Origin of the sequence: Cellvibrio sp. pealriver, assembly GCF_001183545.1 — a bacterium.
Classification (GTDB): domain Bacteria; phylum Pseudomonadota; class Gammaproteobacteria; order Pseudomonadales; family Cellvibrionaceae; genus Cellvibrio.
Window position 1 is genome coordinate 2,505,627 of the sequence record NZ_KQ236688.1, and the last position, 14,355, is coordinate 2,519,981.

The following is a 14,355-nucleotide window of genomic DNA, read 5'->3' on the forward strand; positions in this document are numbered from 1 at the left end:
ATGTGAGACACCGAATGATGAAACTCTATCCAACAAAAAAAGCTTCTTTTCCAGCTCACTTATGTGCGTTTGTAATCCTGTTTTTTGTTAGTGCCGCTCACGCAGCGCCCGAAAATTTGGCGCGCCCCGCGGTGACAGTGGAATGGACAGAATTGTTGCCCGACGAGGATTTGCGCTTATTGGAATCTATTCCGCAAATCGATCACCAATCACTCAGCGATGACCAACTCGCGCAGGATGCACCCGCCGAGGGGTTCAATAGCAACACATCGGCATTTGAAGATCAAATCGCCAAGGCTATTGCTGATTCAAAGCAATCAATAGAGGATGAAAAATCCGGCCGCAGTTGGCGCGATGCCCTTAAATCCACCAAAGTTCGCCCCGAATTTAATAACAAACGCATCCGCATTGCGGGTTACATAGTGCCTATTGAATACGACGATAACCAAGTCATCACCGAATTTTTTCTGGTGCCCTACTTCGGCGCTTGCATCCATGTTCCACCACCGCCGCCCAACCAATTAATTTACGTTAAGCACCCCAAGGGTTTTACCTTGCCCGATTTGTACACACCCTTTTGGGTTGATGGCACGGTGGTGATAGAAACCCAGGAAAATGATCTTGGATTATCGGCCTACTCCATGCGCAATGTAAAACTGGAACGCTATGAAGAACCCGAAGAACCGGAGTTTTTGAATTAATAGTAACCAGAATGTTTAAATTAAAATGTGACTGGAGATAGTCACCCCACTGATACAAACCGCGGTTAGGCACGTATAAAGAGTGCGAGTAATACAACGCATAACACAGGCGCGATTCGCGCCCCACTCTTTCCAACGCGCACCTTAACGTGCAAGCCTTGATCTCATGAAAACAGCGCTCTATTGGTTTCGATACGATTTGCGTTTGGCGGACAACCCCGGCTGGACACAATTAACCGCCACACAAGATTCTGCACTCGGTGTGTTTGTGTTACCGCAACAGTGGTTTCGCCAAGGCCGTTATCAATGCAAGGGAATTGATCGCCACCGCCTGATTTTTTTACTGGAATCCCTACGCGATTTACGCGAGCAATTGCGTCAGGTCGGAAGTGATCTGGTCGTTCTACAAGGTGATCCAGTCACCGAAGTGGTTGCGCTTGCACAGCAATTAAATGTGGGCGCTGTTGCCGTCGGCGATCATCCGGGCAGTGACGAAGCCGATCAGGTTGCACGAGTAAAAGCAGAACTCGATGTACCGCTTTATATCTCGGAAAATTTCACGCTGTTTGATCGCGCCGAATTGCCTTTTGCTGTGAACGATTTGCCGAATGTATTTTCACAATTTCGTAAGCTGATTGAAAAGCGCCCGCCAACACGTGCGCTGCCTATCGCACCACCACTGCGAACACGCGTTATGTTGGGCGATATTTATTGCGAGTTGGATTCGCTCTGTGTCCAATTTGCGCGCAACAATGAAACTCTGCCATCAAACAGCTTACATTTTTCGGGCGGCACTCACGCGGGCATGCAACAGTTGGATTATTTTTTATTTGAATCCCATTTGATTGCCAATTACAAACAAACTCGCGACCAATTAGACGGCTGGGATTTTTCATCCAAGTTATCGCCCTGGCTAGCGTTCGGCTGCCTATCGGCACGCCAAGTAGTGGAATCCATCCGCCGTTATGAATCCAAACACCAAGCCAACGAATCTACTTATTGGCTGTACTTTGAAATTCTCTGGCGTGAATACTTTCAGTGGCTGGCTTATCGCGCAGGCAAAAAAATGTTTGCCTTGCGCGGTATACAAAATAAAAACCCGTTGCTGAGTTTTTATCCCAATGAATTTATGGCGTGGTGTTATGGCAATACCGCGAGTGATTTTGTGAATGCTTTTATGCGGCAACTGCTGAACACCGGATGGATGTCCAACCGGGGCAGGCAAATTGTCGCTAGCTATTTAATTAATGAACTGGGAGTAGATTGGCGCTACGGCGCAGCCTGGTTTGAACAACAACTGATTGATTACGATGTCGCCGCCAATTGGGGCAACTGGCAATACCTCGCCGGAGTAGGCACCGACCCACGCGGCCGCCGTCACTTCAACATCGAAAAACAACAACAAACCCACGACCCCGACCTCACCTTCACCCACCACTGGATACAGCCGTAGCCCGTATGGAGCCTAGCGGAATACGGGAGATAAATTTATTAAATAACCCCGCATTTCGTTAGGCTCCATGCGGGCTACTCACGAATTAAAACCACCGCCTATTTCCGGTTATCTTTTATATACATTGCGGTTCCACCATTGCGCATTTCAATATCGAATAATTCACTTGCTCGAATCAAATCGCCCAGTTTTTTATAGCCGTAGTTGATTGATGAAAAAGAGCTGTTGTTAGATATATAACTACCTACTCTGCCCAAAGCAGACCAACCATCATCCTCTGCGGTTTGCTCTGCTGCTGCGCGCAAGAGCCTCACCAAACCAGAATCCTGACGCAATTCATTCTTGGTTTTCTTATTGAGCTGAAGCTGTGGCGAATCAAGCTTTTCTTCGCGATCCACAGATAGATTTTCCGTAAAAATAAACAAAGAGCAGGAATCAACAAAAGGCTGTGGTGTTTTTTTCTCACCAAAACCGTATACCGGCATTCCACTTTCCAAAATGCGTAACACCAAAGGAGTGAAATCACTATCACTCGTCATGAGCGCAAAGGCATCGACTGTTTTACTATGCAGCAGATCCATTGCATCAATAATCATCGCAGAATCGGTAGCATTTTTTCCTTTGGTGTAAGCAAATTGCTGCATTGGCCTAATTGCATTAGGGTGCAACTTTGTTACCCAGCCAGACAATGACGGGCTATTCCAATCACCATGCGCATGCCGCACATTGACCATGCCGTATTTAGCAAGCTCCGCTAACACACCTTCGATGGAGTTATGACTGACGTTATCACAGTCGATCAACAAAGCTATTTTTTTGGTTTCTGGCATTTTTATTCCTTTTGAAAAACTTAATCATTCAACATTTAATCGCCTAGTCAAATTACTCCATTTGTCATCAACAAAATCCATTTTGCATACTTCACAAGAATGGCAAAAGAAACTTATAACCGAAACATCCTTGCCAAAAGAAAATTTACTCCGTTCAAAAATCAATTTATTCAAGTAATAAATTGACTGGGAGACATCAAGTAATAAATTCGCTGTTATAAAACTTAACTTTTGAGAAATACGACGACGCTCTATCTTGTCAAAGGCTTCGCCATCTTTAAGCCACTGTTTTATATAAATGTCACGCTCCACATCATTTCTTCTTATATTTTCAATTACCCTTTCTAAATTAGCTAGAAGCTTCCTTTGATCCGAGTTAATGACTTTATCTGTACTAACAAGCTCCAACACAAGCCCTTGGATTAGCTTTAGATCAAGAGACGGCCTACCAGAATAAGCTTCTCTCAGAGGCTCATCATATTCACCCACTAAAGTAGGAAACCAACTTTTAAAGTCATTAAGCATTATTTCGAATTCGTTATAATATGCTCTCTCAAGAGATTTACCGCGCTCCCGATAAAGAGTAAGTGTAAGTCGGTGACCAAAGAAGACACCGATCAACGCACCCAAGATACCAATTAGCAAATTGTCTATCATTATATGAATTTCCCTCTAGCTTCCTGCATGAATACTTTATTAATAACAATGCGTTTTTAGTTTTTTGCTAAAACACGTAGATTGCGCTTAAATAAGTTGCCGGTGCGCTTGCGGACCGCAACATTCGCAATAGCAAATTCGACATTTTTTTGCGAAAAAGACAATCAACTAGGCACGTATTTTGGTTTTGATGGTTGCGGATACATAGCCATGCTGCCGTTCGTTCTCACTGGCAACCTACTCGTGCCAAGCTTCGAACATTCGGCTTGATACCACACAAATTATCAAACCACCATTACCCCTAATTACACAACCTCACCCCTTCTTACGCCCCATAAAAAACCACATAAACGCACCAAAAAACAGGCCGCCTATGGTATTAATGATCGCAAGGAAAATAAACTTATCTAGTGTTATTCCCCCACGGAAATATTCCGCAGAGACAAAAAATGCGAGCATCAATAAACCAAATGATGCACCCATTTTTATCCAGGTAAATTTATTAATAGGGTTAGCCATATTGGCCTCTGCTTTTTTGAAGCGCGAAAGTTCGTAGGCGATGTATTTTTGTTCGTAGATTTTTTTAAGGGGGAACCAAATAGGAGAAAGCACGGCAAGCAAAATCAGGCTGAACACATTCCATAAGCAGGGAATTTTTTGTTCGCAATTAGGGCAAATTAAACCCAGCCAATGGCCGAAAGCATTACCCTTTCCCCAAAGCTTTCCATGGTGAATAGCTCCACACGAAGGGCATGGAACATAATTGCGATCGACCAGCGGGGCATTGCTGGTTTTGTCGATCAGTGTGACTTTGGGGATGCGCTGGCCGAGAATGACTTCGTTAATTGCCAAGCCGGGATTCAAGATCCAATGCAGCAACAAAGGATTGGGAAGTTTTTGAACGCTGTATTTATTTTCATCGTATGCCATGGGTGTGCTCCTTGTGTTCTGGCATTTCATTTGATGCTACGCCCCTTTGCCAATCCGCCTCTTTACACAGCAAGCGGTAAAATTTTCAACGGTTAAATAGCGCGCCAAGGATGACTTAGTTCAATGCCTGATTCAACTCAACCAAACCAATAGGCATGCTTACCCCCCAGCTTAAGCCCTCCCTTTTCAAGCACTTTATTCAACCCAACCCCACTAACAACATGAATAATATTCACCTTTTCATGAATTATTATCGTTTTTGTTCATGCAGTCATTCCAGTATAAAGACAACCTGTACTTAACCAGAGCCAAAATCACCCTTGCCTCTTAATCAGGTTGCGACATTGCCATGAACAACGATTTTACTTTTAACATCAAAAGCATTTGTTTCGATGAGAACTATCATCCGGCAGACAATACGCGGGCCACGACTAACTTTGCCAATTTGGCGAGGGGTACCAGCCGGCAGGAGAATTTACGCAATGCGCTGACGATGATTGATAACCGCTTTAATGCCTTGGCACATTGGGATAACCCCAAGGGGGATCGCTATTCGCTGGAGTTGGAAATTATTTCAGTGGAAATGGACCTTGAGCGCACGGGAAAAGGCGACGCTTTCCCTGCGATTGAAATATTGAAAACCACTATTCTGGATCACTACAACAACCGGCGCATTGAAGGCATTGTGGGGAATAATTTTTCGTCTTATGTGCGCGATTATGACTTTAGTGTGCTGCTGTTAGAGCACAACAAAAACCAAACCACATTCAGCATTCCCGATAATTTTGGCGATTTACACGGCAAGCTGTTCAAACACTTTGTGAACTCGACGACTTACAAATCGCATTTTAATAAACCACCGGTGATCTGCCTGAGTGTTTCCGATAACAAAACCTACAAACGCACTGAAAACCAGCACCCGGTGCTGGGCGTTGAATACACGCCTAATGAATCATCTTTAACTGAACAGTATTTTAAAAAGATGGGCTTGGCGGTGCGCTATTTTATGCCGCCCAATAGCGTCGCACCCTTTGCGTTTTATTTCTTTGGGGATTTGCTGGTGGATTACACCAACCTTGAGTTGATCAGCACCATTAGCACCATGGAAACTTTTCAAAAAATATATCGCCCTGAAATTTATAACGCCAATGCAGTAGCGGGAGCCTATTACAAACCCAATTTAAAAAATCAGGATTATTCATTAACCAAAGTGGTGTATGACCGCGAGGAACGCAGCCGGTTGGCTATTGAACAGGGGAAATTTGCTGAAAAAAAATTTATCAAACCCTATCAACGCATTCTTGAGCAATGGTCAGCTAACTACGCGTTTTAATTCGCCACACTGTTAATTTTTTTTGGATACCCGCATTTGCGGGTATGACGGGAAGTGAATATTTCAAAGCTTCCCGATAATTTTTAAATAGACAAGATTATTCACTATGAAAACATTATTGCCCACATCCACCGCTGGCAGCTTACCCAAGCCCTCCTGGCTTGCGCAGCCTGAAACACTTTGGTCGCCCTGGAAATTGCAAGGTGATGAATTATTGGAAGGCAAAAAAGACGCGCTGCGTTTGTCATTGCAGGAACAGCAACAGGCGGGGATTGATATTGTTGGTGATGGCGAGCAATCGCGCCAACATTTTGTGACGACCTTTATTGAGCACCTGAGCGGCGTTGATTTTGCGCAGCGCGAAACGGTGAGAATTCGCAATCGTTATGATGCAAGCGTACCCACGGTAGTGGGAGATGTGTCGCGCCAGAAGCCGGTGTTTGTTGAAGACGCAAAATTTCTGCGCACACAAACCACACACCCCATTAAATGGGCCCTGCCCGGCCCGATGACCATGATTGATACTCTCTACGATGGCCATTACAAAAGCCGCGAAAAACTGGCTTGGGAATTCGCCAAAATTCTCAACCAGGAAGCGAAAGAATTAGAGGCAGCGGGCGTGGATATAATCCAGTTTGATGAACCTGCTTTTAATGTGTTTTTTGATGAGGTGAATGACTGGGGCATTGCCATCTTGGAACGCGCGCGCGAAGGGCTTAAATGCGAAACTGCCGTACATATTTGTTATGGGTACGGTATTAAAGCCAATACCGAATGGAAAAAAACGCTGGGTTCTGAGTGGCGACAATACGAAGAAATTTTTCCCAAACTACAAAAATCCAATATCGATATTATCTCGCTGGAATGCCACAACTCGCGCGTGCCGATGGAATTACTTGAACTGATTCGCGGCAAAAAAGTGATGGTAGGTGCGATTGACGTAGCCACCAACACCATCGAAACGCCCGAAGAAGTCGCTGCTACTTTACGCAAAGCATTGCAGTTTGTTGATGCCGACAAACTCTGCCCTTGCACCAACTGTGGCATGGCACCGCTGCCCCGCCAGGTCGCGCTGGGGAAACTCAAAGCATTAAGCGCAGGCGCGGATATTGTGCGCAAGGAACTCGCGCGTTAATACAAATCCGGCAGTTGGCAGGTTGGGTCGGGCCGCGCAGGCAGCAATGCCGCCCAACCTCAACATGTAGGCTGCAGCCTGCAGACTCACGAATTTTCTTTCAACCACTGCATTGGCGATACGCCGCATTGCGATTTAAACGCGCGCGATAGCGCCGCTTCACTGCTGTACCCGGCTTCTTCTGCAATTAATCGCAGCGACTGCCCTTTCTTCAACCATTTCTGTACCAGACCAATACGCCAGCGCTGTAAATAATTAGCGGGCGTATCGCCTACGGCATCGCGGAATTGATTGGAGAAAACACTGCGCGACATGCCCGCAATTTTTGCCAAGCGTTCGACCGACCAATCCTCTTCCGGTTTTTCATGCATCGCCACTATGGCGCGTCGCAGTTGTGTATGTGCAAGGCCGGCTAACAATCCTAATTGTGGATTGTTACTTTCCATCAACTCGCGCAATAACTGAATCAAAATCACTTCAAACAAACGGTCGAGCACGGTCTGCCGACCACAATTGTTGGCTTCGGCTTCTGCAAACAAAAGTGAGAGCAGCGCGACACTGTGAGGCAACTGTGCGAGCGGAATACAGATGCACGCAGGCAATGCATTCAGCAGCGGGTTGGCCGAGCCGCCTTCAAATAAAATATTCGCGCACACAAAGTCGGCACCATGTTCGCTGTCGGTCACAAAGCTGTGGGGCGTGGGGCGCGGATAAAACAGCAGGCTCGGCTCCTCCAGCTCATAGGCCTTGGTACTCCCATGCCATACCTCGGCTTTGCCCCGCCTTAATAGATGCAGTTGGCCATAGGGTTTGCTGCCATCCAGCGTGTTAATGCCGCACAGCGGGCCGGCTTGGAAGGTTTGGGCGCTTATCGCAAAGTGCCCTAGAAGTGCTGCGAGACGATCAACCATAAAAATACGATTTGTTAAAAATTGAAGACTAATTGTATCAATTCGTACCTTCTTGTCCAGCACAATGCTCCTCGTTGACACACACAACGACTTTTACCCAACACCCCATCAGGAGCACAGATTATGAAACCTTCAAACATCCTCTATACCGCAAACGTTGTTTCAACCGGTGGCCGCGAAGGCCGTTCGGAATCCAATGACGGCGCGCTGTCGGTACAACTTTCTACCCCCAAAGCACTCGGCGGTGCGGGTGGTTCAGGTACCAACCCCGAGCAGTTGTTCGCCGCTGGTTACTCTGCCTGCTTTTTAGGTGCACTCAAATTTGTCGCTGGCCAAGCGCGCATTCAAATTCCGGCCAGCGCACAAATCGCAGCAGAAGTGGGCATCGGCCCCATCCCAACCGGTTTTGCACTGCGCGTTAAATTGGAAATTTCACTGCCCGGATTGCCTTTGGCGCAAGCGCAAGAGTTGGTTGAAAAGGCGCATCAGGTTTGCCCTTACTCGAATGCAACTCGCGGCAATATCGATGTCGAGTTAGTGGTTATCGAACAGTAATTTCACACATAACGTTTTAACAAACTCACACACACTCTTTTACGACCTGAAAAAATTTGGAGCTTGATCATGAAAAAAATTATTCACATCTTGAGCGCTTTTGTTATCACCACCGCAACGTCTTTTGTCGCTCTGCAAGCACATGCAGAAACAAAAGTTGCACACACCGCAAGCACAGTGACCACACGCGACGGCGTAGAAATTTATTACAAAGATTGGGGGCCTAAAAATGGCCAAGTGGTGATGTTCAGCCACGGCTGGCCGCTGAGTTCCGACAGTTGGGAATCGCAAATGCAATTCCTGGCAGAGAAAGGTTACCGCGTTATTGCGCATGACCGACGTGGTCACGGCCGCTCCAGCCAACCATGGGAGGGTAATGATATGGATCATTACGCCGATGATTTGGCTGATGTGATTAGCGCGCTTAAGGTTGATGATGTCACGCTGGTAGGTTTCTCCACCGGCGGTGGTGAAGTGGCTCGTTATATCGGCCGCCACGGCACCGAACAGATTAAAAAGGCTGTGCTTGTCAGCGCCGTACCGCCGATTATGTTGAAAACCGAAAGCAATCCCAACGGGTTACCGCTGTCGGTATTTGACGGCTTGCGCAAAGCCTCTAACGACAACCGCTCACAATTATATTTGGATATCGCCTCTGGCCCGTTCTTTGGATTTAACCGCCCCGGCGCAAAACCTTCAGCAGGTTTAATCCAATCTTTCTGGAGACAAGGCATGTTGGCCGGCGCAAAAAATACCTACGATTCCATCGCGGCATTTTCAGCAACGGACTTCAGAAGTGACCTTGCCAAGTTTGATATACCTACGTTAGTAATCCACGGCGACGATGATCAAATCGTACCGATTGAAACCTCGGGCAAAGCGTCGGCAGCATTGATTAAAGGTGCAAAATTGTTGGTGTACCCCGGCGCTCCACACGGTTTGGCTGATACCCACAAAGATCGTTTGAATCAGGATTTGTTGGAATTCTTGCGCAACAAATAACGTTTTAAAAAATAAAAAAGGTGATCGATTTATATGTCGGTCACCTTTTTTATTTTAATGCGCGTGCCCTTGCGTCCATGCAGGAAATGGATCGGCCAATGTTTTCCAATACTCCTGGCCTTTTAATACATCTTCTTCGGTAAGCAAACATTGATCAAGCTGCGCAGTCACAAAATCCTTATCGATATTTTGGCCGATAAATACCAGCTCCTGACGCATATCGCCGAAGGGTTCTACCCATTTATCCATAATGTAATTCACATGCTCTTCATCGTCCGGCCACTGCTCTTTCGGAATCGCTTTCCAAAACATTCCTGCAGCGCCATGTTGCGCAATACCGCCAGCCTGGCTCCACTGCCCCGCCCATTGCGGGCGCGATGCCAACCAAAAAAATCCTTTTGAACGCAGCAGTTTTCCTTTCACCGCAGGGCTGGAGAAAAAATCATAAATTTTTTGCGGGTGAAACGGGCGGCGCGCGTGATAAGAAAAACTGCTGATGCCGTACTCTTCGGTCTCCGGTGTATGTTCGCCGCGCATTTCTTTTAACCAACCAGGCGCTTGCTGGGCTTTTTCAAAATTGAATTTTCCGGTGTTGAGCACTTTATCAAGCGATACATTGCCGCGCGTGACGGGAATAATTTCGGCATCGGGGTTGAGCTTGGTTAAAATCGCCTTGAGTTCGGCGAGCTGTTCTTGAGAAATCAAATCGGTTTTACTGATTAATAACACATCGCAAAATTCAATTTGATCCACCAGTAAATCCGCCACATTGCGCTCGTCGTCTTCCCCCAGGCTTTCACCGGTTTCTTGCAGCGAAAATGCATCGTAATAATCATTTAAAAAATTCACCGCATCGACCACGGTGACCATGGTATCCAAGCGCGCAACTTGCGAGAGGCTTTGGCCGTCTTCATCTTCAAACGTGAAGGTCTCTGCAATCGGCAAGGGTTCAGAAATACCGGTGGATTCAATGACCAGATAATCAAAGCGTCCTTCTTTTGCCATGCGCTTAACTTCCACCAGTAAATCTTCACGCAGGGTGCAGCAGATGCAGCCGTTGCTCATCTCCACCAGTTTTTCTTCGGCGCGATTCAACTCCACCTGATTTTGAATCAACGATGAATCAATATTCACTTCGCTCATGTCATTCACGATCACCGCAACGCGGCGGTTTTCGCGATTATTCAGAATATGGTTCAAGAGTGTGGTTTTGCCTGCGCCCAAAAAGCCGGATAGAACAGTTACGGGCAGAAGGTTGGAGGAAAGTGAGCTCATGATCGGTTGCCTGATGTTTTTAGTGTCGCTATTTGTGCCATCTGCACAAATGGAAACGTTATAATATAACAAAATAATTCAAAAGGACAATCCGTAACACCGCCAATGCCACCTCAGCGACGGGCGGGAGCGGGCAGATTCGAATGTAAGCGCAAGATTTTGGCTGTTAAGAGGTGGGGATGGCGGTAGAGTAGATACCACTGAATACCTCTTAAACACCGCGATGATAAAAAAACGATGATCAAAGCCGCGAACAATACATTGAGCGATTCACAGCGCTGGCAACGGCTAGACAATCCAGGTGCTGCGGGGCAGTTTTTTTATGCGGTCATCACTACCGGCATTTACTGTCGCCCTGGCTGCCCGTCGCGCAGGCCCAACCGCGACAATGTGCGTTTTTTTAATCTGGCGACAGAGGCGGAACAAGCCGGGTTTCGTCCATGCAAACGCTGCCACCCACAAAATGTCAGTGCCGATGGCCCGTTGCTGGAGCGCATTACACGTGTGTGCCGTTATATTGAAACCGCTGCAGACGAACCTTCGCTTGCGCAACTTGCTGAGTATGCGGGTGTGAGCCGCTATCATTTACAGCGGCAATTCAAAGCTATTACCGGCATTAGCCCAAAGGCCTATGCAAAAACGCATCGCCATTTCGCGGATAAACCTATGAACAGTTCACGCAAATATCATGAAATGATTTCTTACTGCTGTAGCGCATCTTCACTTGGGCAATTGCTAGTTGCACGCAGCAGCAAAGGTATTTGCGCTATTTTGTTGGGCGATAATCCGCAAGAATTAGTGGCAGAATTGTCTACCCGTTTTCCTCATGCCGATCTGCAAGAACATACGCAGGATTTTTCCGACTCGCTCGCTCAGGTAGTTGCGTTGATTGAAAATCCCACACAACAACAAAACGCTGCGCAATTACCACTGGATATTCGCGGCACTTTATTCCAGCAACGCGTGTGGACATTACTGCAAGAAATACCTGCCGGTGAAACACGTAGTTATACCGATATTGCACATGCCATCGGCTCGCCCAAAGCCGTGCGCGCGGTTGCCAGCGCTTGTGCAGCCAATGCCTTAGCGATTGTCATTCCCTGCCATAGGGTGGTGCGCAGCGATGGCAACCTTGCAGGCTACCGCTGGGGATTAGCGCGAAAAAAAATCTTGCTGCAGCGTGAAGCAGATGCAAATCACACTTGAGATACAACTGCCCGATAATTTTCGGCGCAATGATTTTCTGTTATTCCACCAGCGCGATACGCACATGCTGGCAGAGCGCCGGGACAGCGACAACTTGTATAAAGGCATTATCTGGAACAACCTGCCCGCGTGTTTGCAATTTCATTTTCATGCGGGAAATTTTTTAACGCTGGGTTTGGATATCGATAGCGGGCGCAAAAAAATTGCCGTCGAAAACACCCGCACAGCGCTACATCAACTTGCCACCCATATGTTGGGATTAAATCAACCCACCGCAGAATTTGAAGCTTTTGCTGCGCGGCACGCCGATGTGCGCCAGTTAATCGCACAGCAATCCGGCCTGCGGGTTCCGCAAGCGGCATCGCCATTTGAAGCACTTAGCTGGGCAATCACGGGGCAGCAAATTAGTTTGGGAGCGGCTATTTCATTGCGTCGCAAATTAATCCAACGCGCAGGCGTAATGCATTCGTCCGGTATTTTGTGTTACCCGCAAGCAGAACAGATCCTGGCATTAACAGAAGACGATTTACGCGCGTGCAGCTTTTCCAAAACCAAAGCCAGCACCTTGCTTGCACTTGCCGCTGCCATTCAAAACGGCGCGTTACCCCTGCAGCAATGGCTGGTTAATTACTGGAACGGCGACTTGCTCGCAGCCGACGACATTTACGCGCAATTAATTAATCAGCGCGGCATAGGCCCATGGACAATTCATTACGCCCTGTTACGCGGGTTCGGCTATATGGATGGCTCATTGCATGGCGATGCGGCCGTGCGCCGCAATTTGCAGCAGCTACTGACCGCACAACAACAGTATCGCAGCACCGAAAAAATATCCCCTCAGGAAACCGAAGCATGGCTCGCTAAATTTTCGCCCTGGCGCGCCCTGGTAGCAGCACACTTGTGGGCGATGCAAGAGAAGCCTGTATAGCGCTGAACACTACAGCGCAAGAGCACACCCAAAGAACACAGTGTAAAGATAAGGCAATGTCGCTGTTTACCCCTCAAGCGCTCTTGCCCACAACTTGTAATATAATATATCTTATTTTGCAATCCACTCGCCCACGCGAGCCTTGAGCGCCTATGCGATGACCATCATGTGGCGCGTGTATGGCACCCAGGGGATTTACACCCATAACGATAAAATCAACACAATCCAGAGTTCTACCAACAAAACTTCATGCAAAAAAATTTTTGCATGAATACGTTCTGCAAATAAAACGGCGAATTAAAAACAGCATAGCGATAACAGGAAACATTTTTCAAACCCGTTATTGGATTATGCGCAGAACGCATCGCTCGCTTTGCATTTCCGCATCCACATAAGGATCGTAATGTGTAGAGCATTAAAAAAATGACATCTGGAGATCAATCTATGCAATGGCAATTCACACGATTTTTGCGCTCAATTCTGTTTGGTGCAGTGTGCTTAAGTAGCGCCGCCGTCTTCGCGCAAGATGGAAAAATGTACCCTATTGAAGCCCCCAAAGAACCCAACGCAATTCCACTGAATACCGGTGGAGTCGCCAACCAACCCGCACAAGAAAGCTGGTTTCGCCAATGGGGTGATCCCATGGCGAGAAATATCACCAAAGCCACACTCACACCGTTTCTTGCCGATCCTAAAAAAGCCAATGGCACCAGCGTAATTGTTGCCCCCGGCGGCGGCTTTATGTGGTTGTCGATGGGCAATGAAGGCTGGGAAGTTGCTGAAGCGCTCGCTGCGCGCGGTATCAATGCGTTTGTATTGAAGTATCGCCTGCAACCCACTGCCGACTCACTGGAAGCGTTTGAAAACCAAATGAACCAGCGTTTTGCTGAAGCGGCAAAACCCGCGAGCGAAGATAAATCCGGCGAGAAAAAATCGGGCACCGACAGATTGCAACGCAATCTGGATAATCAACTTGCCGATGTTGAAGCCGCTTACGCGTTAATTAACAGCCGCGCCAAAGAATGGAATGTCGATATGAAAAAAATCGGCATGATGGGCTTTTCTGCCGGTGCCGGATTAACCATGGCAACCACATTGCAATCCAAAAAAGTGAAACTGGCGTTTATCGCACCGATTTACGGTGGCATGAATGCAGTTGATGTTCCAAAAGATGCACCACCGATGTTTGCTGCTATCGCCGTTGACGATTTTCTATTTCACGGCGAAACCGGTTTGATTAAATCCTGGTACGACGCAAAAATTCCTGTGGAATTCCACCTCTATCAAAATGGCGGCCACGGCTTCGGCTTAGGCAACCCCGACCGCACCAGTAACAAGTGGTTTGAATCCTTTATGTATTGGCTGGAAGTCAACGGTTTTGTAAAACCGTAATTTATTATCGCTACGAAAAACGCCCAAACAGGTTGGTCAGCAATGGC

The 14,355-nt window shown here is 47.2% G+C and carries 14 protein-coding genes; 9 read left to right on the forward strand and 5 right to left on the reverse strand.

Going from position 1 to position 14,355, the window contains the following annotated elements; all coding sequences use genetic code 11:
• The first annotated feature begins 14 nt into the window (after positions 1–14).
• Entirely contained in the window at positions 15–701 is a 687-nt protein-coding gene (locus tag VC28_RS10890; protein ID WP_231591732.1) for a DUF3299 domain-containing protein, read from the forward strand.
• A gap of 166 nt (positions 702–867) precedes the next feature.
• Positions 868–2,154 (forward strand): DASH family cryptochrome, encoded by a 1,287-nt coding sequence (locus tag VC28_RS10895; protein WP_049630661.1) that lies wholly within the window; start codon positions 868–870, stop codon positions 2,152–2,154.
• Between the two features lie 98 nt (positions 2,155–2,252).
• Here the strand turns inward: VC28_RS10895 and VC28_RS10900 are convergent, their stop codons facing one another.
• The 3 genes from VC28_RS10900 to VC28_RS10910 form a co-directional block, all read right to left on the reverse strand.
• A complete protein-coding gene (locus tag VC28_RS10900) occupies positions 2,253–2,984 on the reverse strand; it encodes an NYN domain-containing protein (RefSeq protein ID WP_049630662.1) in 732 nt (243 codons plus the stop codon).
• Between the two features lie 24 nt (positions 2,985–3,008).
• Entirely contained in the window at positions 3,009–3,641 is a 633-nt protein-coding gene (locus VC28_RS10905; RefSeq protein ID WP_049630663.1) for a hypothetical protein, read from the reverse strand.
• Between the two features lie 315 nt (positions 3,642–3,956).
• Complete coding sequence (locus tag VC28_RS10910) at positions 3,957–4,571, reverse strand: hypothetical protein (RefSeq protein ID WP_053094190.1); 615 nt, start codon at positions 4,569–4,571, stop codon at positions 3,957–3,959.
• A 349-nt stretch (positions 4,572–4,920) separates the two neighbouring features.
• Here VC28_RS10910 and VC28_RS10915 point away from each other — a divergent pair, with 349 nt between their 5' ends.
• Together VC28_RS10915 and VC28_RS10920 are read left to right on the forward strand one after the other, a co-directional pair.
• A complete protein-coding gene (locus VC28_RS10915; protein WP_049630664.1) occupies positions 4,921–5,904 on the forward strand; it encodes a DUF1852 domain-containing protein in 984 nt (327 codons plus the stop codon).
• A 106-nt stretch (positions 5,905–6,010) separates the two neighbouring features.
• Positions 6,011–7,039 (forward strand): methionine synthase, encoded by a 1,029-nt coding sequence (locus VC28_RS10920; RefSeq protein ID WP_049630665.1) that lies wholly within the window; start codon positions 6,011–6,013, stop codon positions 7,037–7,039.
• 86 nt (positions 7,040–7,125) lie between these two features.
• Here the strand turns inward: VC28_RS10920 and VC28_RS10925 are convergent, their stop codons facing one another.
• A complete protein-coding gene (locus tag VC28_RS10925; RefSeq protein ID WP_049632346.1) occupies positions 7,126–7,950 on the reverse strand; it encodes an AraC family transcriptional regulator in 825 nt (274 codons plus the stop codon).
• A 123-nt stretch (positions 7,951–8,073) separates the two neighbouring features.
• On the opposite strand from VC28_RS10925, the gene VC28_RS10930 reads away from it, so the two are divergent.
• Positions 8,074–8,505 (forward strand): organic hydroperoxide resistance protein, encoded by a 432-nt coding sequence (locus VC28_RS10930; RefSeq protein WP_049630666.1) that lies wholly within the window; start codon positions 8,074–8,076, stop codon positions 8,503–8,505.
• Positions 8,506–8,574: 69 nt separating this feature from the next.
• Positions 8,575–9,507 carry an alpha/beta fold hydrolase gene (locus VC28_RS10935; protein ID WP_156184319.1) on the forward strand — a complete coding sequence of 311 codons (933 nt, stop codon included), beginning with the start codon at positions 8,575–8,577 and terminating at the stop codon, positions 9,505–9,507.
• A 54-nt stretch (positions 9,508–9,561) separates the two neighbouring features.
• On the opposite strand, the gene zigA is transcribed toward VC28_RS10935, so the two are convergent.
• Positions 9,562–10,782 carry a zinc metallochaperone GTPase ZigA gene (gene zigA / locus VC28_RS10940; RefSeq protein ID WP_049630667.1) on the reverse strand — a complete coding sequence of 407 codons (1,221 nt, stop codon included), beginning with the start codon at positions 10,780–10,782 and terminating at the stop codon, positions 9,562–9,564.
• 237 nt (positions 10,783–11,019) lie between these two features.
• On the opposite strand from zigA, the gene VC28_RS10945 reads away from it, so the two are divergent.
• The 3 genes from VC28_RS10945 (at position 11,020) to VC28_RS10955 (ending at position 14,308) form a co-directional block, all read left to right on the forward strand.
• A complete protein-coding gene (locus VC28_RS10945) occupies positions 11,020–11,988 on the forward strand; it encodes a bifunctional transcriptional activator/DNA repair enzyme AdaA (RefSeq protein ID WP_049630668.1) in 969 nt (322 codons plus the stop codon).
• On the forward strand, positions 11,972–12,916 hold the full coding sequence (locus VC28_RS10950; RefSeq protein WP_049630669.1) for a DNA-3-methyladenine glycosylase family protein: 945 nt from the start codon (positions 11,972–11,974) through the stop codon (positions 12,914–12,916). The genes VC28_RS10945 and VC28_RS10950 overlap by 17 nt, the downstream gene beginning before the upstream one ends.
• 444 nt (positions 12,917–13,360) lie before the next feature.
• On the forward strand, positions 13,361–14,308 hold the full coding sequence (locus VC28_RS10955) for an alpha/beta hydrolase (RefSeq protein ID WP_156184320.1): 948 nt from the start codon (positions 13,361–13,363) through the stop codon (positions 14,306–14,308).
• Positions 14,309–14,355 lie beyond the last annotated feature (47 nt).